Below are 21,440 nucleotides of genomic sequence, written 5' to 3' on the forward strand. Positions count from 1 at the left end.
ATCTACTCAAATTATTTTCAAATTCAATTTATATATATAAAAAAACACCCCCTTGTATTGAAGGGGGTGTTTAGAATAATGAGCTGGCGATGACTTACTCTCACATGGGTAACCCCACACTACCATCAGCGCTAAGAGGTTTCACTTCTGAGTTCGGGAAGGGATCAGGTGGTTCACTCTTGCTATTGTCGCCAGCACAACTGTTGTGACTTTGCTTGGGTCTTATTCGCATATATTGTTTGCGTGCCTTTGCTTGGTCAAAGAAGTTATTAACAGCTATTTGAGTTGCTTTAGTTTGTGCAGTTTAGCGTTTTATCTAACTAAATCAAGTTATTTGTCATGATTTGAACCACAACACCAACTGTTTGGGTGTTGTATAGTCAAGCCTCACGAGTAATTAGTATTGGTCAGCTTCATACGTCACCGTACTTCCACATCCAACCTATCAACGTTGTAGTCTTCAACGGCTCTTTAGAGGACATAAAGTCCTTGGGAAATCTAATCTTGAGGTAGGCTTCCCGCTTAGATGCTTTCAGCGGTTATCCCTTCCGAACATAGCTACCCGGCGATGCGACTGGCGTCACAACCGGTACACCAGAGGTTCGTCCACTCTGGTCCTCTCGTACTAGGAGCAGATCCTCTCAAATTTCCAACGCCCACGGTAGATAGGGACCGAACTGTCTCACGACGTTCTAAACCCAGCTCGCGTACCTCTTTAAATGGCGAACAGCCATACCCTTGGGACCTGCTTCAGCCCCAGGATGAGATGAGCCGACATCGAGGTGCCAAACACCGCCGTCGATATGAACTCTTGGGCGGTATCAGCCTGTTATCCCCAGAGTACCTTTTATCCGTTGAGCGATGGCCCTTCCATACAGAACCACCGGATCACTAAGACCTACTTTCGTACCTGCTCGACTTGTGGGTCTCGCAGTTAAGCGCGCTTTTGCCTTTATACTCTACGCGTGATTTCCGACCACGCTGAGCGCACCTTCGTACTCCTCCGTTACTCTTTAGGAGGAGACCGCCCCAGTCAAACTACCCACCAGACATGGTCCTCGCTCCAGATAATGGAGCAGAGTTAGAACCTCAATATTACCAGGGTGGTATTTCAAGGACGGCTCCATAGAAACTGGCGTTTCTACTTCAAAGCCTCCCACCTATCCTACACAAGTAAGATCAAAGTTCAATGTCAAGCTGCAGTAAAGGTTCACGGGGTCTTTCCGTCTAGCCGCGGGTACACCGCATCTTCACGGCGAATTCGATTTCACTGAGCCTCTGCTGGAGACAGCGCCGCCATCATTATGCCATTCGTGCAGGTCGGAACTTACCCGACAAGGAATTTCGCTACCTTAGGACCGTTATAGTTACGGCCGCCGTTTACTGGGGCTTCGATCAAGAGCTTCGCTTACGCTAACCCCATCAATTAACCTTCCAGCACCGGGCAGGCATCACACCCTATACGTCCACTTTCGTGTTTGCAGAGTGCTATGTTTTTAATAAACAGTTGCAGCGGCCTGGTTTCTGAGGCTGCCAGTAGCTCAAGGAGCAAGTCCTATCACCGCCGGCAGCGTACCTTCTCCCGAAGTTACGGTACCATTTTGCCTAGTTCCTTCAGCAGAGTTCTCTCAAGCGCTTTGGTCTACTCGACCTGACCACCTGTGTCGGTTTCGGGTACGATTCCTGTGTAACTGAAGCTTAGAGACTTTTCCTGGAAGTATGGTATCAGCCACTTCGCTAGTAAACTAGCTTGCTATCGATTCTCAGCATAGAGTACCCCGGATTTGCCTAAGATACATGCCTACAATCTTCCACCTGGACAACCAACGCCAGGCTGACTTAACCTTCTCCGTCCTCTCATCGCATTACACAGAAGTATTGGAATATTAACCAATTTCCCATCGACTACGCCTCTCGGCCTCGCCTTAGGGGTCGACTCACCCAGCCCCGATTAACGTTGGACTGGAACCCTTGGTCTTTCAGCGAACGGGTTTTTCACCCGTTTTATCGTTACTCACGTCAGCATTCGCACTTCTGATACCTCCAGCAGACTTCTCAATCCACCTTCATCGGCTTACAGAACGCTCCCCTACCACTTGCAATAAATTGCAAATCCGCAGCTTCGGTACATAGTTTTAGCCCCGTTACATCTTCCGCGCAGGCCGACTCGACTAGTGAGCTATTACGCTTTCTTTAAAGGGTGGCTGCTTCTAAGCCAACCTCCTAGCTGTCTATGCCTTCCCACATCGTTTCCCACTTAACTATGATTTAGGGACCTTAGCTGGCGGTCTGGATTGTTTTCCTCTTGACTACGGACGTTAGCACCCGCAGTCTGTCTCCCGGATAGTACTCATTGGTATTCGGAGTTTGCATCGGTTTGGTAAGTCGGGATGACCCCCTAGCCGAAACAGTGCTCTACCCCCAATGGTATTCGTCCGAGGCGCTACCTAAATAGCTTTCGGGGAGAACCAGCTATCACCAGGCTTGATTAGCCTTTCACCCCTATCCACAAGTCATCCCCTGGCTTTTCAACGACAGTGGGTTCGGTCCTCCAGTAAGTGTTACCTCACCTTCAACCTGCTCATGGATAGATCGCCTGGTTTCGGGTCTACACCCAGCAACTAAACGCCCTATTAAGACTCGATTTCTCTACGGCTCCCCTATTCGGTTAACCTTGCTACTGAATGTAAGTCGCTGACCCATTATACAAAAGGTACGCAGTCACATCACGAAGATGCTCCCACTGCTTGTATGCATGCGGTTTCAGGATCTATTTCACTCCCCTCACAGGGGTTCTTTTCGCCTTTCCCTCACGGTACTGGTTCACTATCGGTCAGTCAGGAGTATTTAGCCTTGGAGGATGGTCCCCCCATATTCAGACAAGGTTTCACGTGCCCCGCCCTACTCGACATCATCATGTAAGCCCTTTCGTGTACAGGACTATCACCTACTATGGTTGCACTTCCCAGAGCATTCCACTAAAGCTTACATAACTTAATGGGCTTTTCCCCTTTCGCTCGCCGCTACTGAGGGAATCTCAATTGATTTCTTTTCCTACGGGTACTGAGATGTTTCACTTCCCCGCGTTTGCCTTGCAACACTATGTATTCATGTTGCAATACCTATCTTATGATAGGTGGGTTCCCCCATTCAGATATCTCCGGATCACAGGATATTTGCCGCCTCCCCGGAGCTTTTCGCAGGCTATCACGTCTTTCATCGCCTCTGACTGCCAAGGCATCCACCACATGCACTTAATTACTTGACTATACAACCCCAAACAGTCGTTCGATCCTACAAGTAGATCGTTCAACATTACAGTTTGAAGTACTGTGTATCTAAACACTGTACAGCTTCAATTCAAATTCATATACCAAAACGCTTGATTCAGTTAATTTCGCTAGTTCTCATTTCAATCACTTCAACTCAATAACTTACGTTATCTCGTTTCCGCTCTTTCTATGAGTATGAACAAATTATTTCAACTCAAATATATGCTGTTAATGATTCACTACGTCTTCGTCAGATCGCAGTCAACTGTGATAAATCACAGAGCTTAATAATCAAGGCGTGCAGTATACACAGCTTTATTACTAAGCTCTATAAGCTATCAACTCGTTTGCTTACTACGTATTCGAATGAATACGTGGTGGAGACTAGGAGAGTCGAACTCCTGACCTCCTGCGTGCAAAGCAGGCGCTCTACCAACTAAGCTAAGTCCCCAGCTTATCATTTAGATCAATGTATCTTTCTTCTGTATGAATTGCTTCGTCAGTAGTGGTGGGTCTGACAAGACTTGAACTTGTGACCCCACGCTTATCAAGCGTGTGCTCTAACCAACTGAGCTACAGACCCTCAGATACATCGTCATGAAGAACAACTTGTTGTGGATTCTTACCAATCGTCAATCTTTCGTTAAGGAGGTGATCCAGCCGCAGGTTCCCCTACGGCTACCTTGTTACGACTTCACCCCAGTCATCGGCCACACCGTGGTAAGCGTCCTCCTTACGGTTAGACTACCTACTTCTGGTGCAACAAACTCCCATGGTGTGACGGGCGGTGTGTACAAGGCCCGGGAACGTATTCACCGCGGCATTCTGATCCGCGATTACTAGCGATTCCGACTTCATGGAGTCGAGTTGCAGACTCCAATCCGGACTACGATCGGCTTTTTGAGATTAGCATCCTATCGCTAGGTAGCAACCCTTTGTACCGACCATTGTAGCACGTGTGTAGCCCTGGTCGTAAGGGCCATGATGACTTGACGTCGTCCCCGCCTTCCTCCAGTTTGTCACTGGCAGTATCCTTAAAGTTCCCGGCTTAACCCGCTGGCAAATAAGGAAAAGGGTTGCGCTCGTTGCGGGACTTAACCCAACATCTCACGACACGAGCTGACGACAGCCATGCAGCACCTGTATGTAAGTTCCCGAAGGCACCAATCCATCTCTGGAAAGTTCTTACTATGTCAAGACCAGGTAAGGTTCTTCGCGTTGCATCGAATTAAACCACATGCTCCACCGCTTGTGCGGGCCCCCGTCAATTCATTTGAGTTTTAGTCTTGCGACCGTACTCCCCAGGCGGTCTACTTATCGCGTTAGCTGCGCCACTAAAGCCTCAAAGGCCCCAACGGCTAGTAGACATCGTTTACGGCATGGACTACCAGGGTATCTAATCCTGTTTGCTCCCCATGCTTTCGTACCTCAGCGTCAGTATTAGGCCAGATGGCTGCCTTCGCCATCGGTATTCCTCCAGATCTCTACGCATTTCACCGCTACACCTGGAATTCTACCATCCTCTCCCATACTCTAGCTTCCCAGTATCGAATGCAATTCCCAAGTTAAGCTCGGGGATTTCACATCCGACTTAAAAAGCCGCCTACGCACGCTTTACGCCCAGTAAATCCGATTAACGCTCGCACCCTCTGTATTACCGCGGCTGCTGGCACAGAGTTAGCCGGTGCTTATTCTGCGAGTAACGTCCACTATCCAAGAGTATTAATCTTAGTAGCCTCCTCCTCGCTTAAAGTGCTTTACAACCAAAAGGCCTTCTTCACACACGCGGCATGGCTGGATCAGGCTTCCGCCCATTGTCCAATATTCCCCACTGCTGCCTCCCGTAGGAGTCTGGGCCGTGTCTCAGTCCCAGTGTGGCGGATCATCCTCTCAGACCCGCTACAGATCGTCGCCTTGGTAGGCCTTTACCCCACCAACTAGCTAATCCGACTTAGGCTCATCTATTAGCGCAAGGCCCGAAGGTCCCCTGCTTTCTCCCGTAGGACGTATGCGGTATTAGCATCCCTTTCGAGATGTTGTCCCCCACTAATAGGCAGATTCCTAAGCATTACTCACCCGTCCGCCGCTAGGTCCAGTAGCAAGCTACCTTCCCCCGCTCGACTTGCATGTGTTAAGCCTGCCGCCAGCGTTCAATCTGAGCCATGATCAAACTCTTCAGTTTAAAATCAATAGTACCTAAAGGGTACCAATCTTGGCTCATCAATTACTGACAAAAAATTTGCTCAAATAAACTTCGAGAAATTTCTACCAATTATTAATGATAATATATATCGATCAATCAACCAGTAAAAATCCACACAAGTTGTTCTTCATAATCTCTTAATGATCTTCTTAATGCTTCGTCAGCATCAAGCTAGGTCGGCTATATTACCCTTTCTTTTCAGAAAGTCAACTAGCAATGTTAATTTATTTTCTAACTCATTCTCAAAACTTAGATCCAACATATTCAGCTAAATCCTTGTTTTTCAACAAGTTTTAATCAACATCACCGCCGATGGATGTGCATTCTACAGTATTTCATATCCAATGCAACCTCTTTTTTCAATATTTTAGTATTTTTTTAAATTATGAGTTTTGAGTGGACATTTAATAGTCAAATTCACATCATTCAGTATGATATTGATAAAAAATCGAACACTTTAACTTTATTAAAATTAGATTAGAATAGTCACTATTATTTAACTGACTAGAACTATGTTACTAAATGGCTATATTTAAAATCAAAAAAGCCGTATTGATCTCCCTACTGCTTTTGATGTGCAGCTTTAGCCATGCCAATTCCAACCAGAACATTTATCAAATGACTCTATCTATTTTGAGCTATGCCAAAATTTCATCTCCACAACCAGATTTATGTCTAATTGATAACACTGTGGCATTAGCAGAGTTTAATCAAACTATTCAAAAGCAAAATTCAAATATCAAAGCACAAAATATTCATGATTATGAATTAAACAAGACCAATTGTGATGTTATATTTTTCTCTAAATCTTCTCCAACAGTCGAACAAAAGCTCATCCGAGAATCACTAAATAAGTCAATTCTCTCATTTTCAACAAATAATGAAGATTGCGAGGTTGGAAGTGTTTTCTGTCTCTATAGCAATAAAGCAGGTATTACAAAATTTAAAGTCAATTTAGACAGTCTTGCAAAAACCAAAATCCACGTTGATCCTCGTGTATTACTTCTTGCGCAGAATATGGAGTAATTCAGATGATTGATAAATTTTTTGGATTAACTTCACTCCAATCACTATTTAGAAGATCACAATTTTTAATTTTTGCGATCACTTTTTTGATCTGCACTTTAATTTTTGCAACGATTTCAATCTTTACGGTGAAATCATACGCCAATCAAAACTTAACCTTAGTGAGTCGCACAATTGCGGAACGCATTCAACCTGCTCTTGTTTTCCAAGATAAATACACTTTAGACAATATTTTACACGAGTACACACAACAACATTCAATTCGCCTTATCCAAGTATTGGATAGCAATAAAGTTAAAATCACTGAAAGCAGCAAACTGATAGATCGCCATTCAGAACTTCAAACTTGGTTTGATGGATTATTTTTTTCTAAGCCGATTCAAATTGAAGTTACTCACAATGGACAATTGGTCGGTGAGCTTCATCTATTCGGCAGTTCTCAAGATATCATTTTATTCATTATCAAGATTTGCTTAGCCTTGATTTTAGGTATGCTTTTTATGATTTTCGCCTTATGGTGGTCGGTTAATGCAACCTATCGTCATATTATGAATTCTATATCACCAATTATTCATACAGCACAATTAGTGAGTCAACAAAAAGCATATAATCTCCGCTTTCCAAAAAATGATATTCAAGAATTTCATCATCTAAACTCAGTATTTAATCAACTATTAGAAGAAATTCAATCTTGGCACAATCAGTTACAGTCTGAAAATACTCAGCTTAATTATCAAGTACAACATGATGAATTAACACAATTACCAAACCGACATTACTTTTATAAAGTTTTGTGTAGCCTTTTCGATCAGCCTGATAAACTTGAAAATACTGTTTTGATTTTTATAGATAACAATAAATTTAAGTCTATTAACGATCAATATGGTCATTTAGTAGGGGATGAAGTGTTGAAAGAAATGGCTAAACGATTAAAACAAAACACTCGTCAAAATGATTTTGTCGCAAGATTAAGCGGTGATGAATTTGCAATTATCCTAAGTCCTGTCAGTCAGGTGGATCACTTAATTTCGATCGCCGAAAATCTTATAAAATGTTCTGATGAGCCCTTAAAATATAACGGACAATCAATTCATTTTAGTTTTAGTCTTGGTATTGCTTTGGCTAAAGAAGCTCATAACCCAGAGGACTTAATTTCTCAAGCAGACCAAGCGATGTACAAAGCGAAGAATCTAAAACATCATTGGCACATATTTCAACAATAGAGTTTTTACTGAGGATTAATACCTATGCTCAATCGTAGTTTCAAACTTTTTATCATGAGCATTCTTTGTATAGGATTAAGTGCATGCTTGGGTATGGGATCTTTAAGCTATAAACAAGTAAAAATGTTAAAACAACAAGGTTTCGTACTCACAGAGGAAGGTTGGAGTTTGGGACTACCTGAACGACTTCTTTTCGATTTCGATCAGGCTGAAATCTCTAAAAAAAATCGTGAACAGATTCAACATCTCGCAGCACAACTACAAAAGTACAATTTAAAGAAAGTCCGTATCGTCGGTCATACAGATCTTATTGGCAATCCAGATTATAATTTTAAACTTTCTGAAAGCCGTGCCCGAAGCGTAAGCACTATTTTTATCGAAGAGGGTTTTAACCCTGCTCATATCCAAACTATTGGTCGCGGTTCAACCCAACCTATTAATACTGCAAATACTGACGCTGCCCATGCAGAAAATAGACGCGTTGCTGTTATTATCGTGCCTTAAACATTCAACAAAAAAGATCCTGATAGGATCTTTTTTTTATCAGCAAAAATCAGACATAAAAAAACCGCTTAACGCGGTATCTTTTATCTGACCATTTATATTGAAATAAATGGTCGGAGCAGTAGGATTCGAACCTACGACCCCCTGGTCCCAAACCAGGTGCACTACCAGGCTGTGCTATACTCCGATTACATCGGTTTGTGTTGGGGTGAATGACGGGATTCGAACCCGCGACAACCGGAATCACAATCCGGGGCTCTACCAACTGAGCTACATCCACCATCACAAAATTTGGCTCTATAAAATCAAGCGACCAATGGCGCGCCTGACAGGATTCGAACCTGTGACCATCCGCTTAGAAGGCGGATGCTCTATCCAACTGAGCTACAGGCGCATTACCCATGATTGCGAGATCATTGGAAAACCTTTGCCTTGAAGAATTGGTCGGAGCAGTAGGATTCGAACCTACGACCCCCTGGTCCCAAACCAGGTGCACTACCAGGCTGTGCTATACTCCGATTCATCTCAGCTTTTGTACCGTTCAACTTATCGTTTGATGTATCGTTCGGTACGGTGTGCATTCTAGGCGTGACGCTGGATAACGTCAACACCTATCTTCAAAAAAAATCAAAAAAACACTTCAAATGTATATTTATCAAGCATTTTGACTAATATTAACGCTTTAATGACGCACTAAAGTTTAACATTCGATCTAATGGTAATTTAGCGCGCTCTGCTAAAGCGGGATCAACATGGACTTCTTGATCACCATGTCGTAAAACATGCAAAATGCCATCCAATTCATTCATTGCCATCCATGGACAGTGTGCACAAGAACGACAAGTTGCTCCCTCACCTGCCGTAGGAGCCTCAATCAAAGTCTTATTCGGCACCATTTGCTGCATCTTATAAAAAATACCGCGATCGGTCGCAACAATCATTGTTTCATGCGGTAGTTCTTTTGCAGCCTTAATCAATTGTGAGGTACTTCCTACTGCATCAGCAACATCAATCACCGATTCTGGTGATTCGGGATGGACTAAAACTGCAGCATCAGGATAGATGGCTTTCATTTGAGCGATACCACGTGCTCTAAATTCTTCATGTACAATACAAGAACCATCCCAGAGCAACATATCCGCTCCAGTTTTCTTTTTAATGTAACGCCCTAAATGCTGATCAGGTGCCCAAATAATTTTTTCACCTAAACTATCTAAATGCTCAACAATTTCGACAGCACAACTTGATGTCACCACCCAATCTGCACGTGCTTTTACCGCAGCTGAGGTATTTGCATAAACTACAACAGTATGATCAGGATGAGCATCACAGAACTTGGTAAACTCATCTACAGGACAACCTAGATCGAGTGAACAAGTTGCCTCTAAAGTAGGCATTAAAATGGTTTTGTTAGGTGATAAAATTTTAGAAGTTTCACCCATAAACTTCACACCAGCCACAACGAGTGTTGTCGCATCATGATCACGTCCAAAACGTGCCATTTCAAGTGAATCTGAAACACAACCACCAGTAAGCTCCGCAAGCTCCTGTACGACCGGATCACAATAATAATGAGCAACCAATACCGCATTACGCTTTTCCAATTCAGCCTGGATCTCAGCAAATTTTTGCTGCTTTAACTCTGGTGTTAAATCTTGATTGTTAGATTCACCAATCAGGTCTAAATGAGCTTGAACAATTGCTTTCGCATCATTTGCAATTAAATTGGTTGCATCATTCATTATTTGCATCTCTATCCATAGCGCTTATCAATATAAGCAATTACACACCGATTGGATTTGACCAATCATTAAAATTTGATAAATAAAAAGCCTCAACAGGGAGGCTTAATTTATTTAAGAACGATAATCTGCGTTGATCTTGACATAATCATATGACAAATCACAGGTGTAAACCGTATCTTTGGCAGAACCACGGCCCAAATCAACGCGGATAGTAATTTCTGATTGATTCATTACTTTAGCACCAGCCTCTTCTGTGTAATCTGCCGCTGCACCACCATCTTTACAGATCTGGACATCATCTAACCATACTTGGATTTTGTCGACATTTAAATCTGGGACACCAGCATAACCGATTGCAGCCAAGATACGCCCCCAGTTAGGGTCAGAAGCAAAGAACGCTGTTTTTACCAAAGGTGAATGTGCAATGCTGTAAGCGATGTCACAACACTCTTGCGTATTTGCACCACCTTCAACTGAAACAGTTATAAATTTGGTTGCACCTTCACCATCTCGAACGATCAACTGAGCCAAGCGCTTCATGACACGTGTAAGTACATCTAAAACAACAGAGTAACGAGCATCTTCTTTAGATGTAATTTCAGCACCACCTGCTTGACCAGTTGCTGCAAAAATACAAGAGTCATTAGTAGATGTATCACCATCAATTGTGATGCGGTTAAATGATTGTTCAACCGTGGTTTTTAATAGTTTTTGAACCAATTCACGAGCAATAGGCGCGTCTGTCGCTACGAAAGACAACATTGTTGCCATATTAGGACGGATCATTCCTGCACCTTTTGAAATCCCCGTCATTGTATAAACAACCCCGTCAATTTCAAATTGTTCAGAAGCACCCTTAGGTAAAGTATCCGTCGTCATAATACCTGATGCTGCCTGAGGCCATACATCATCTTCAAGACTCACAAATGCTGGTTTTAACCCAGCAATCAAACGCTCCATTGGTAATTGTTCACCAATTACGCCTGTTGAGAATGGCAAAACCTCGTTCTCATTTACACCAGCAATTTTGGCAAATTCAGCACAAGTGTCCTTTGCATTTTTCATACCTGTAGGACCAGTACCTGCATTCGCATTGCCTGTATTAATTACAAGGTAACGTGGATTTGTTTGAGACAAATGCAGTTTTGAAATATGTACTGGCGCTGCGCAAAAAGCATTTTGGGTAAATACACCTGCAACTTGAGTGCCTTGTGCAAATTCAAATACAACCAAGTCACGTCGATTTGGGTAACGTACATACGCTTCTGCTGAGCCAATTCTTACACCCTTTACCACATGCATTTGTGGCATTGATACGTCACCCACCGCCATTTTTGATTGTCCGAATTAAAAAAAATGATGGCTAAGCTTATTAGAAATTAGAAAAAAAATCGAGTGAATAAGGCATTAGGGTTGATTGAAATGAATGATTTGAAATAAATCTCGATCCCTAAAAACAATAAAGCCAGTCAAAGACTGGCTTTAGTACGAAATTCTAAAATTAATTAGATACAGTTTGTTCTAATAAAGCTTGTTTTGCTTTTTCTTGACTTGAACTTGAAAGAGCTGGATTTGATGCAACAATACGATTTGCTGTAGCTGGTGTTGCTGGTGCTATTGCAGCTGTTTGAAGAATAATTGGTCGACCAGCCGTATTACCAAGTGTATAACGAATACCAGTGCGTGGACTTATCACCGTTGTGGAGTCATTTTTAACTTCAGTTTGTGCTTGAGTAACACCCGCAGCTGCTTGAACTTTCGCTAGAGGTACAGTTTTTGTATCAGTATTGGCAAATGCAAAAGCTGGTAAAGCAAAAACTGCAAATAAAGCCGGTTTTAGTATTTTTTTCATTGTCGCTTCCATATATTCAATCATGCAAAATTAAATAGCATTAACTGAGAAAATTGGCAATGCTTATTCACATGAACTGACCAAGCACTATAATAAAATAAAAAAAGCAGAACCTAAGTTCTGCTTCATGAAATTTAGATTTTACCGTGACACTGCTTGTATTTTAAACCAGAACCACATGGACAAGGTGCATTACGGCTTTGAGGTGGCGTAATCTCAACTTCATTCTGATCCAATTCTTGAGTATTAACTGTTTGCTCACCTGTTAAACCATCAACTTCAGCATGAGAAAGTGAAAGTTGCATCGCTTCAGCTTGAGCTTGCTGCTGTGCTTCCATTTCTGCCAGCTCTTCAGGCGTTGGTAATCGCACCAATGAAAGATCTGTCACAACATCAGACTTAATGACAGCTAACATATTTACAAACAGATTAAATGCTTCTTTCTTATATTCCTGCTCAGGATTCTTTTGCGCATAACCGCGTAAATGAATACCTTGACGTAAATAATCCATCGCTGCTAAATGATCTTTCCAGTGGCGATCTAAAGAACTTAACATAAAGTTTCGTTCTAACACTGCTGCAGATTCAGCCCCCATTTGTTCACGACGCGCACGATAGCGTTGTAAAACCTCATCAGTAATACGACGTGCTAATGCTTCTTCATCTAATCGACGATCTTGATCCAACCATTGCTGCACAGGAAGATCAATATTAAAGTCTGAGCGTAATGCAGATTCAAGACCTGGGACATCCCACTGATCATGAATTGATTCAGGTGGGATATACGTTTCAATCACCCCTTTCATCACTTCTTCATGCATTGACTCGATGTATTCTTGCAATGTACTTTCTGCCAGAATTTCATCACGCTGTGAGTATATAATTTTACGTTGTTCATTATTTACATCATCATACTTCAACAGGTTCTTACGAATATCGAAGTTACGTGCTTCAACCTTACGTTGGGCGTTTTCAATCGAACGAGACACCATTTTATGTTCAATGGCTTCATTTTCTTGCAGACCCATTGCACGCATCATTGCGACGACACGATCACCTGCAAAGATACGCATCAAATCATCTTCTAACGATAAGAAGAAACGCGAAACACCTGGATCACCTTGACGACCTGAACGACCACGTAATTGGTTATCAATACGACGAGATTCATGACGTTCAGAACCAATAATGTGTAAACCACCAGAATTCAGCACCAGTTGGTTATTTTGTTCCCATTCTGCTTTTAAACGTGCTTCATCTTCAGGAGTTGGATTTTCAATTTTCGCCAGTTTCGCTTTCCAGTTACCACCGAGCAAGATATCCGTACCACGCCCTGCCATGTTGGTCGCAATAGTCACGGCACGTGGAGAGCCAGCTTGTGCAATAATATCCGCTTCACGCTCATGCTGTTTGGCATTCAGCACTTCGTGTGCGATACCCGCTTCTTTCAGTTTATCCGATAAGATTTCAGAAGCTTCAATTGTTGCCGTACCAATCAAAATCGGTGCAACACCAGCTTCATGAATTTTCTTAATTTCTTCAATAATCGCATTGTATTTACCATTACGATTCAAATAAATTAAGTCATTCAGATCTTTACGAATCATTGGTCGATGGGTTGGAATCAGCACCACATCTAAGCCATAAATTTCTTTCATTTCAGCAGCTTCAGTATCTGCTGTACCTGTCATACCTGAAAGTTTACGGTATAAACGGAAATAGTTTTGGAATGTGGTCGTTGCAAGCGTTTGGTTTTCAGGTTGAATTTCTAAACCTTCTTTCGCTTCTACCGCTTGATGTAAACCTTCAGACCAACGACGACCAGGCATCGTACGACCTGTATTTTCGTCGACAATAATCACTTCACCGTCATGGACAATATAATGCACGTTACGTTGATACAAGTAATGTGCGCGAATAGAAGCTGTCACATGATGAACAAGATTTAAGTTGGCTGCAGAATATAGACTCTCACCTTCTGCCAATAATCCCATCGCAATAAGTTCACTTTCAATGGCTTCAAAACCAGCTTCTGTGATTTCGACTGAACGTTGCTTTTCATCGATCCAGAAGTGCCCACCATCTGCAACTTTTTCTTCTTTTTGAGCATGTAACTTTGGCGGAATCGCATTCATTGCCGCATAAAGTTGCGAAGAATCTTCGCTTTGACCCGAAATAATAAGTGGAGTACGTGCTTCGTCAATTAAGATCGAGTCAACCTCATCGATAATCGCATAAGCAAGACCACGTTGTTTTTTCTCGGCTAACGAGAACACCATATTGTCACGAAGATAGTCGAAACCAAATTCGTTGTTTGTACCGTAGGTAATGTCTGCTCGATAAGCTTCTGCTTTTTCGACAGGATTCTGCATGGAGTAAATCACCCCAACAGATAATCCCAAAAATTCATAAAGTGGACGGTTCAACTCAGCATCACGTTGCGCCAGATAATCATTGACAGTAATAACGTGAACACCTTGTTCACTAATTGCATTTAAATATACAGCCAAAGTACCCATTAGGGTTTTACCTTCACCTGTACGCATTTCTGCAATTTTACCTTCATGTAGGGTAATACCACCAATCAACTGTACGTCATAATGACGCATACCCATAATACGCTTACCAGCTTCACGACATACTGCGAAAGCTTCTGGTAACAAGCGATCAAGACTTTCGCCGTTTTTATAACGTTGTTTGAATTCTTCTGTTTTTGCAGATAAGTCTGCATCACTTAACACAGATATCGTCGGCTCGAGCGCATTGATCTTCTCGACAATTTTACGCATACGCTTCAATTCGCGCTCGTTTTTAGTACCGAAGATTCCTCCGATCAGACTTGCCAACATATAGACTCTCTAAAACTTACTTATCAAAATGATTTTTCTCAAACGTTATTATGGTGCTAGAAATTTGAAGTACAAGGGTTTTAAACAAATGCAATCAAAAAATTTCTGGATTATTTTCCATGACGCATGAGCAACGGCGAGTTAATGTAGCAAATTTGATCAGAAATATATATCGTTCAAATTCAAATTTATGAACGTTTATTCGCCTCCAGAGAGTGAAACAAATCTGTTTTTTTCATAACCAAATAAAAAAACACTATTTTTAATTATAAATAGTTTCCGCCATATTAATTTCAGCACATTAAGGTTTTGATAAGAATAGAGGTATATATGGCATTACGTTTAGGTGACACCACTCCAGACTTTGAACAGCAATCAAGTGAAGGAGTAATTAATTTTTATGATTTTCTAGGAGATCATTGGGGAGTTTTATTTTCACACCCTGCCGACTACACTCCCGTATGTACGACGGAATTAGGTTTTACAGCAAAACTAAAAGACGAGTTTGAAAAACGTAATGTTAAAGCGATTGCTCTCTCTGTAGATGATGTTGAATCACATCATGGTTGGATTAAAGATATCAATGAAACTCAATCTACCACGGTAAATTTCCCAATCATTGCTGATCAGGATCGTAAAGTTTCGACTTTATATGATTTCATCCATCCCAATGCCAGCGAGACCCTAACCGTCCGATCTCTTGTGATCATTGATCCAAATAAAAAAGTACGCTTGATTATTACGTATCCAGCGTCAACTGGTCGCAATTTCCATGAAATTTTACGTGTTATAGATTCATTACAGTTAACAGATAACTATAAAGTGGCAACCCCTGCAAACTGGCAGCATGGTGAAGATGTTGTGATTGTTCCCTCTATTAAAGACGAAAATGAAATTCAACAACGCTTCCCTAAAGGGTACAAGGCAGTGACACCTTATCTACGTTTAACACCTCAACCTGATCTTGATTAATTTTGACGAGCCATCAAGTTTCAGCGTTCAGCCTATCCTCAGATAGGCTTTTTTTTGATTATGGCTTATATTCTTTAACATATTAATTTAAAAAAGGATTCAAATTATAGTTTGAATCCTTTTTTCTAAAACAAAGCAAGAAACTATTGACGCTTATCCAGTGGTACCCAATCAATCACCCATGCTGATTTCATATTTAAACTTGCATCACTGTTAATTTTCTTACGTAACGCATCTGCCGAATCACGATCTTTAGATGGACCAACCATAATTCGAATACCTTTCGACGTTGGACTCTTCGTTACCTTATATCCTTTGGCACGAAGCTTAGCCGCAAGCGCATCTGCATTCGCCTCATTCGCAGCCAATGCCACTTGAACCATCCATTGACGATCTCCATTTTCCAGCAGATCACGAGCTTTTTCTGCCTCAGCTTTTTTCTTCGCTTCTTCAGCAGCTTTGCGTTTTTTCTCTTCTGCAGCTTTTTTATCAGCTTCAGCTTTCTTCTTCGCCTCTTCTGCTTTACGTTTTTCCTCAGCAGCTTTTTGCTCTGCTGCTTTCTTTTCAGCTGCACGTTTTTCTGCTTCGGCTTTACGCTTTTGTTCTTCTGAGGATTTCGCCTGTTGTTCTTTTTGCTCAGCTAAACGCTTCTGTTCAGCTATGCGTTTTTCTTCAGCCAAACGCTTTTGCTTTTCAGCTTCATCCTCAACCAATTCAGGAGGAATATTGTCTGAACTTTGCTGAGCAGCGTTTCGACGAGCATTCATTGCAGCATATTCTTCAGCAGCGCGACGTGCGGCTTCAGCTTCGGCCTCTTGTTGCATTCTTAAATATTCAGCAGCACGAGCCTCTTGCTCTGCCACAGCTTTCTCACGAGCACGTCGTTGCTCTTCAAGTAAACGCTTTTCAGTTTCCACATCAACTGTGAGAGGTTGAAGTTGTACTGCTTCAGGTTCATTCTTTTTTTGTTGAACAGCTTCAACCGGTTGTTCAACATTATTTTGGTGGATCTCTTCTTTGCCTTTTAGAAGTAATGCTGCCAATAAAACACCACCACCCAATAAAACAACACCACCCATCCAGCGTTGTTTGTTATTCATTGACATTCTCTAAATACTCCCAGACCGCTTCTAAGGTATGAAACGAACCACACACCAAAATCAGCTGATTATTTTTTGTTTCTTCAAGTGCTGATTTAAATGCGACCTGTACATTTGAATACTGTTGTACTGTCTCACCTTGAAGCGCTGACTCTAATTGTTGTAATGGTGCTGCACGAGGCACATCCATCGGCGCAATTTTCCACATAAATACCGTGTTTTTCAATAAATTAACGACTGATTCTATATCTTTATCCGCTAACATCGAAAACACAGCGATAACTTCTGTGTACTGTTTATTGTATTCTAAATAATTTCGCAATTGCTTTAACAAAAATTCTACACCATGCGGATTATGTCCCGCATCGAAAATCACTGTTTTTCCTGCGATTTCCCTTATTTCAAATCGACCTGGTAAATGTGCTTGAATAATGCCCTGCTCTAGTGCAGTTTGAGAAATTTTCAATCCACTGACCAATAATGCAGCCACGGCAGTAGAAACATTATCTAGGGCCAACTGACCACATGGTAATTTTAAGGTCAGTGCTGAACTTGAAAATGTCCAAGTTTTACCATCACCATTTGCTTGATAAAAATAATCCTGATTTAGACATGACAGCGTCGCATTACATGCGATGACTTTATCCTGAATTGATGTTGGAAGTATTTGTTGCCCACCAAAAATGACTGGAATATCTGGACGAATAATACCCGCTTTCTCAAAAGCAATTTTTTCAATGGTGTCACCCAGCCAATCTGTGTGATCCAATCCAATATTGGTAATGACCGCAACATTTGGATTAACGACATTCACAACATCCAAACGTCCCCCAAGTCCAACTTCCAATACCCAAACATCACATTTCTGTTGTTTGAAGATGACAAAAGCTGCAAGGGTTGTTGCTTCAAAAAAAGATAAACTTAAATCACATTCACGTCGTGCTTGATCAACTTGAACAAATGCTTCGATCAGAAGCTCATCTGAAACTTCCTGACCTGCGAGTTTTACACGCTCATTGAAACGATAGATATGCGGAGATTGATACAAACCGACTTGATATCCTTGAGCATTCAGAATAGAAGCTAAGGTTGTGGTTGTTGAACCCTTACCATTCGTACCAGCGACAGTAATGACTTTCGCTTGCGGGTGTGTAACGCCCAATTTTTCAGCCACAGGAATGACGCGTTCAAGCCCTAAATCAATTCCTGTAACGTGAACATGGCTCCAATAATCGAGCCATGTTTGTAAATTATCTGTACTGAGTGGAGCAGTGAGGTTCAAGGCAAATTCATCAATTTCGCTACGATACGATAAACTGTATCACGTAATGCGTGACGATGAACAATTTGATCGACTACACCATGATCAAGCAAGAATTCAGCACGTTGAAACGGCTCTTCTAACTTTTCGCGTACAGTCTGTTCAATGACACGTTTACCAGCGAAACCAATCATTGCTTTAGGCTCAGCGATATGCACATCACCCAACATGGCTAAAGATGCGGTCACACCACCATATACTGGATGAGTTAATACAACAATGTACGGAATACGAGCATCTTTCATTTTTTGAATCGCAGCTGATGTACGTGCCATTTGCATTAAAGATAACATTCCTTCTTGCATACGAGCACCACCAGAGGCAGCAAAACAAATCATTGGCTGTTTGGTTTCAATCGCACGCTCTGCTGCTTGTACAAATCGATCACCAACTACAGTACCCATCGAACCGCCCATGAAATCAAATTCAAATGCACAAGCGATTAAAGATAAACCTTTGATTTGTCCTTCCATCACCACGAGTGCTTCAGTTTCGCCAGTTTTCTCTTGTGCTTCTTTCATACGCACAGGATAAGCTTTGCTATCCACAAACTTGAGTGGGTCTTTTGCAACAAACTCTTGACCTAATTCTTTTGCGGTTTGATCAAAGAACCAATTTAAGCGGTCACGTGCTTTCATTTTTAAATGCTCATCACATTGAGGACAAACATAAGCATTGAAAGACATCGCCGTACGAGTCACCAGAGCATGACATTCTGGACATTCAATCGTAGGCTCAGTAAACGTCGCTTTTAACGATTGCTGTTGATCAGGGATTTGAATACCTGGTACTGAACGATCTGTCCAAGGTGTTGCAGGTGCTAAAGTTTTCCCTGATTTAACTTCTTGATTCATACTAACTCATCGAGCGCTGCTCGAAGCTCCTTGACTTTATTGACCGCCTGTTCAACTGCTTGATCAGGAGTTGTCTGTGCAAATGGTTTAACAAAAGCACTACCAACAATGACCGCATCCGCTGCGCTTCCGATTGCTTTTGCAGAGGCTGCATCACTAATACCAAAACCTACACCAACAGGTACATCCGTCATCGACTTAATTTTTTCGATGCGTTGAGCAGCTTCATTCACATCTAAAGTCGCTGCACCTGTTACACCCTTCAAAGACACGTAATAAATAAAACCACTCGCTTGATTAGCGACATGTTGAATACGTTGATCTGTAGATGTTGGCGCCAACAAGAAGATCTGATCCATATCAAACTTTTTCAAGACAACATCGAGCGCTTGTGCTTCTTCAGGTGGTAAGTCCACCAACAGAATACCGTCCACACCACAGTCATGAGCAGTTGATACAAATTTTTCATATCCAATGACTTCTACAGGATTCAAATAACCCATCAACACCACTGGTGTATCTGTGTCCTTTTCACGGAATTGCTTGACCATTTCCAATGCATCCAATGTATTTGTACCGGCTGCCAATGCACGCTCAGCCGCAAGTGCAATCACTGGACCATCGGCCATTGGATCTGAAAATGGTAAGCCAAGTTCAATTACATCCACACCTGCTTCCACCATTTGATGTAACAAAGGAACCGTTACGTGTGGATGAGGGTCACCTGCCATGACATAAGAAACTAGAGCCTTACGCTGTTGAGATTTAAGCTGTGCAAATCGTGTGGCTAAACGTGACATAGGGATGTACTTTCCTTGAATTGTATAGAATTGAGGAGTTGGTTTTGTAAAATACAAGACGGCCCATTGTAACGCTATTTTTTACTCATTGAACAGAGTGTGATGAAAAGCACCAAACACTCTTTTCAGTTAAGTATTCCAAGTGCATATTTATCAATGTTTTGATTTTTTTAACAATGATCAAAAAGCTCGATTTTTTCTGTTTTTTCTAAATCATGAATATTTATATGAACTTATGTTTATTGATTAAAAATGTTTAAAAACAAATAGCTTAGCACTTACATTTTAACTTTTCTGAATTAGCCAAAGCTGTTCTATACTATACATGCTTACTCTTTTATTTCTTATGTTATGACCACAATCTCCCCAGGCAAAGCTTCTCCGCGAGCGCTTGCCCTTCTACCGCTTATTGTGTTTTTAGCCATTTTTTTGGGCAGCGGTATTTATCACACTCTGATTGGCACTGAGTTTGCCTTCTACCAAATTAAAGCACCCATTGCTGCTATCCCTGCCCTCATTCTTGCGGTATTACTTTATCGTGGCAAATTAAACACAGGTATAGATGAGTTTCTCCGTGGGGCAAGCCATCCTAATCTTATTTTAATGTTTATGGTCTTTATGCTGGCAGGTGCTTTTGCCAGTATTAGTAGCGCCATTGGTAGTGTGGATGCAACAGTACAATTAGGTTTATCTCTCATTCCTTCGGATTTTGTCCTGCCAATGCTCTTTGTTATTTCAGCATTTATTGCTACCGCGATGGGAACCTCGATGGGTACTATCGCTGCTTGTGCGCCGATCGCATTTGGCTTCACTCAAGTCACCGATATAAATCCTGTTGTTGCGATTGGTGCTGTGGTTGGAGGAGCCATGTTTGGTGATAACTTGTCTATGATTTCAGATACCACTATCGCTGCAACTCGTAGCCAACGTGTAGAACTAAAGGATAAATTTAAAGTCAATGTATGGATTGCAGTACCAGCAGCGCTTTTCACGATTTTGATTTATTTTGTGATGAGTCGTGATACGCAACAAATTTCTTTCAATGACTATAATTTTTGGCTGATTTTGCCTTATTTAGCCGTATTTGCTTTGGCTTTTAGCCGATTACATGTGTTGGCTGTACTTATGCTGGGCATTGTTATGTCTGGACTCGTCGGTCTGATTCAAGCCCCTGACTTTAACCTACTTAAATTAAATAATGCGATTTACGATGGCTTTTTGGGCATGTTTGAAGTCGCATTGCTTTCAATGTTACTCGGTGGTATTTCTGCCCTTATGCGAAAAGAAGGTGGCTTAGAGTGGCTAATACAACGCATTTATCAACTTACGCGTTTATTCAAAGTGGGGACGCAAAGAGCTGGTGAAATCGGAATTTGCCTTCTGGTGATCTTGTCTAATTTCTTTGTGGCGAATAATACGGTTGCCATTATTCTATCTGGCGATATGGCACGTGAAATTGCTAAAGAATATGGTGTTGACCCAAAACGCTCGGCTGCTTTGTTGGATATTTTTTCTTGTGTTGTTCAAGGCTTAATTCCGTTTGGCGCACAATTATTATTGGCGTGTTCAATTGCAAAATTATCGCCAATGGAAATGATCCAAAACGTTTATTACTGCTGGATCTTAGCGGTGATTGCTATACTCTCCATTGCTTTTAGATATCCCAAAATACAGATGAATCAATTTTAGACTGGCATAAAAATGAAGTCTTTAAAGGTA

13 protein-coding genes, 6 tRNA genes and 3 rRNA genes are annotated in these 21,440 nt (G+C 41.6%); 5 read left to right on the forward strand and 17 right to left on the reverse strand.

Annotated features, from left to right (window positions below; all coding sequences use genetic code 11):
- Nucleotides 1-81: 81 nt before the first annotated feature.
- The 5 genes from rrf to AC1M9E_RS11140 all read right to left on the reverse strand — a co-directional run bounded on the left by rrf (nucleotide 82) and on the right by AC1M9E_RS11140 (nucleotide 5,454).
- Nucleotides 82-196: ribosomal RNA gene (rrf, locus tag AC1M9E_RS11120) — 5S ribosomal RNA — on the reverse strand.
- 180 nt (nucleotides 197-376) lie between these two features.
- Nucleotides 377-3,268, reverse strand: a 23S ribosomal RNA gene (locus AC1M9E_RS11125).
- Between the two features lie 379 nt (nucleotides 3,269-3,647).
- Nucleotides 3,648-3,723: transfer RNA gene (locus tag AC1M9E_RS11130), tRNA-Ala, on the reverse strand.
- Nucleotides 3,724-3,778: 55 nt separating this feature from the next.
- A tRNA-Ile gene (locus tag AC1M9E_RS11135) sits at nucleotides 3,779-3,855 on the reverse strand.
- Between the two features lie 61 nt (nucleotides 3,856-3,916).
- Nucleotides 3,917-5,454, reverse strand: a 16S ribosomal RNA gene (locus AC1M9E_RS11140).
- The 16S, 23S and 5S rRNA genes sit together here with 2 tRNA genes alongside, the layout of an rRNA operon.
- Nucleotides 5,455-6,093: 639 nt before the next feature.
- Between AC1M9E_RS11140 and yfiR the strand changes: the two genes are divergently transcribed.
- The 3 genes from yfiR to yfiB are packed head-to-tail and all read left to right on the forward strand — an operon-like array spanning nucleotide 6,094 to nucleotide 8,228.
- Nucleotides 6,094-6,501 (forward strand): regulatory sequestration protein YfiR, encoded by a 408-nt coding sequence (yfiR, locus tag AC1M9E_RS11145; protein ID WP_488224793.1) that lies wholly within the window; start codon nucleotides 6,094-6,096, stop codon nucleotides 6,499-6,501.
- Nucleotides 6,502-6,506: 5 nt separating this feature from the next.
- Nucleotides 6,507-7,724 carry a diguanylate cyclase DgcN/YfiN gene (dgcN, locus tag AC1M9E_RS11150; protein WP_488224794.1) on the forward strand — a complete coding sequence of 406 codons (1,218 nt, stop codon included), beginning with the start codon at nucleotides 6,507-6,509 and terminating at the stop codon, nucleotides 7,722-7,724.
- A 24-nt stretch (nucleotides 7,725-7,748) separates the two neighbouring features.
- On the forward strand, nucleotides 7,749-8,228 hold the full coding sequence (gene yfiB / locus AC1M9E_RS11155) for an outer membrane lipoprotein YfiB (protein WP_035267906.1): 480 nt from the start codon (nucleotides 7,749-7,751) through the stop codon (nucleotides 8,226-8,228).
- A gap of 110 nt (nucleotides 8,229-8,338) precedes the next feature.
- Here the strand turns inward: yfiB and AC1M9E_RS11160 are convergent.
- From AC1M9E_RS11160 to secA, 8 genes are all read right to left on the reverse strand, one after another.
- Nucleotides 8,339-8,415, reverse strand: a tRNA-Pro gene (locus AC1M9E_RS11160).
- 17 nt (nucleotides 8,416-8,432) lie between these two features.
- A tRNA-His gene (locus AC1M9E_RS11165) sits at nucleotides 8,433-8,508 on the reverse strand.
- Between the two features lie 37 nt (nucleotides 8,509-8,545).
- A tRNA-Arg gene (locus AC1M9E_RS11170) sits at nucleotides 8,546-8,622 on the reverse strand.
- 47 nt (nucleotides 8,623-8,669) lie between these two features.
- Nucleotides 8,670-8,746, reverse strand: a tRNA-Pro gene (locus tag AC1M9E_RS11175).
- Between the two features lie 156 nt (nucleotides 8,747-8,902).
- A complete protein-coding gene (nadA, locus tag AC1M9E_RS11180) occupies nucleotides 8,903-9,970 on the reverse strand; it encodes a quinolinate synthase NadA (protein ID WP_488225211.1) in 1,068 nt (355 codons plus the stop codon).
- A 114-nt stretch (nucleotides 9,971-10,084) separates the two neighbouring features.
- Complete coding sequence (gene argJ / locus AC1M9E_RS11185) at nucleotides 10,085-11,305, reverse strand: bifunctional glutamate N-acetyltransferase/amino-acid acetyltransferase ArgJ (protein ID WP_488224795.1); 1,221 nt, start codon at nucleotides 11,303-11,305, stop codon at nucleotides 10,085-10,087.
- Between the two features lie 169 nt (nucleotides 11,306-11,474).
- The gene (locus tag AC1M9E_RS11190; protein WP_092768561.1) at nucleotides 11,475-11,825 is read right to left on the reverse strand and encodes a hypothetical protein; all 351 of its coding nucleotides are present in this window, start codon (nucleotides 11,823-11,825) and stop codon (nucleotides 11,475-11,477) included.
- Between the two features lie 134 nt (nucleotides 11,826-11,959).
- The gene (gene secA, locus AC1M9E_RS11195; protein WP_035267914.1) at nucleotides 11,960-14,674 is read right to left on the reverse strand and encodes a preprotein translocase subunit SecA; all 2,715 of its coding nucleotides are present in this window, start codon (nucleotides 14,672-14,674) and stop codon (nucleotides 11,960-11,962) included.
- 330 nt (nucleotides 14,675-15,004) lie between these two features.
- Between secA and AC1M9E_RS11200 the strand changes: the two genes are divergently transcribed.
- On the forward strand, nucleotides 15,005-15,646 hold the full coding sequence (locus AC1M9E_RS11200; protein WP_092768535.1) for a peroxiredoxin: 642 nt from the start codon (nucleotides 15,005-15,007) through the stop codon (nucleotides 15,644-15,646).
- Between the two features lie 143 nt (nucleotides 15,647-15,789).
- Here the strand turns inward: AC1M9E_RS11200 and AC1M9E_RS11205 are convergent, their stop codons facing one another.
- From AC1M9E_RS11205 to trpA, 4 genes are read right to left on the reverse strand one after another with little or no spacing between them, the layout of a single operon-like run.
- Nucleotides 15,790-16,752, reverse strand: coding sequence for an SPOR domain-containing protein (locus AC1M9E_RS11205; RefSeq protein ID WP_481587984.1), 963 nt, complete (start codon nucleotides 16,750-16,752; stop codon nucleotides 15,790-15,792).
- Nucleotides 16,739-18,028 carry a bifunctional tetrahydrofolate synthase/dihydrofolate synthase gene (gene folC / locus AC1M9E_RS11210; RefSeq protein WP_488224796.1) on the reverse strand — a complete coding sequence of 430 codons (1,290 nt, stop codon included), beginning with the start codon at nucleotides 18,026-18,028 and terminating at the stop codon, nucleotides 16,739-16,741. Before folC ends, AC1M9E_RS11205 begins: the two co-directional genes overlap by 14 nt.
- Nucleotides 18,025-18,921, reverse strand: a complete 897-nt coding sequence (gene accD / locus AC1M9E_RS11215; protein ID WP_035267924.1) for an acetyl-CoA carboxylase, carboxyltransferase subunit beta — start codon at nucleotides 18,919-18,921, stop codon at nucleotides 18,025-18,027. Before accD ends, folC begins: the two co-directional genes overlap by 4 nt.
- A complete protein-coding gene (gene trpA / locus AC1M9E_RS11220) occupies nucleotides 18,918-19,721 on the reverse strand; it encodes a tryptophan synthase subunit alpha (protein WP_035267926.1) in 804 nt (267 codons plus the stop codon). The genes accD and trpA overlap by 4 nt, the downstream gene beginning before the upstream one ends.
- Before the next feature lie 351 nt (nucleotides 19,722-20,072).
- On the opposite strand from trpA, the gene AC1M9E_RS11225 reads away from it, so the two are divergent.
- Nucleotides 20,073-21,410: a Na+/H+ antiporter NhaC family protein gene (locus AC1M9E_RS11225; RefSeq protein WP_035267927.1), complete on the forward strand. Its 1,338-nt coding sequence runs from the start codon at nucleotides 20,073-20,075 to the stop codon at nucleotides 21,408-21,410.
- Nucleotides 21,411-21,440: the final 30 nt, after the last annotated feature.

It is taken from the genome of Acinetobacter sp. 24-47-47, assembly GCF_057737035.1.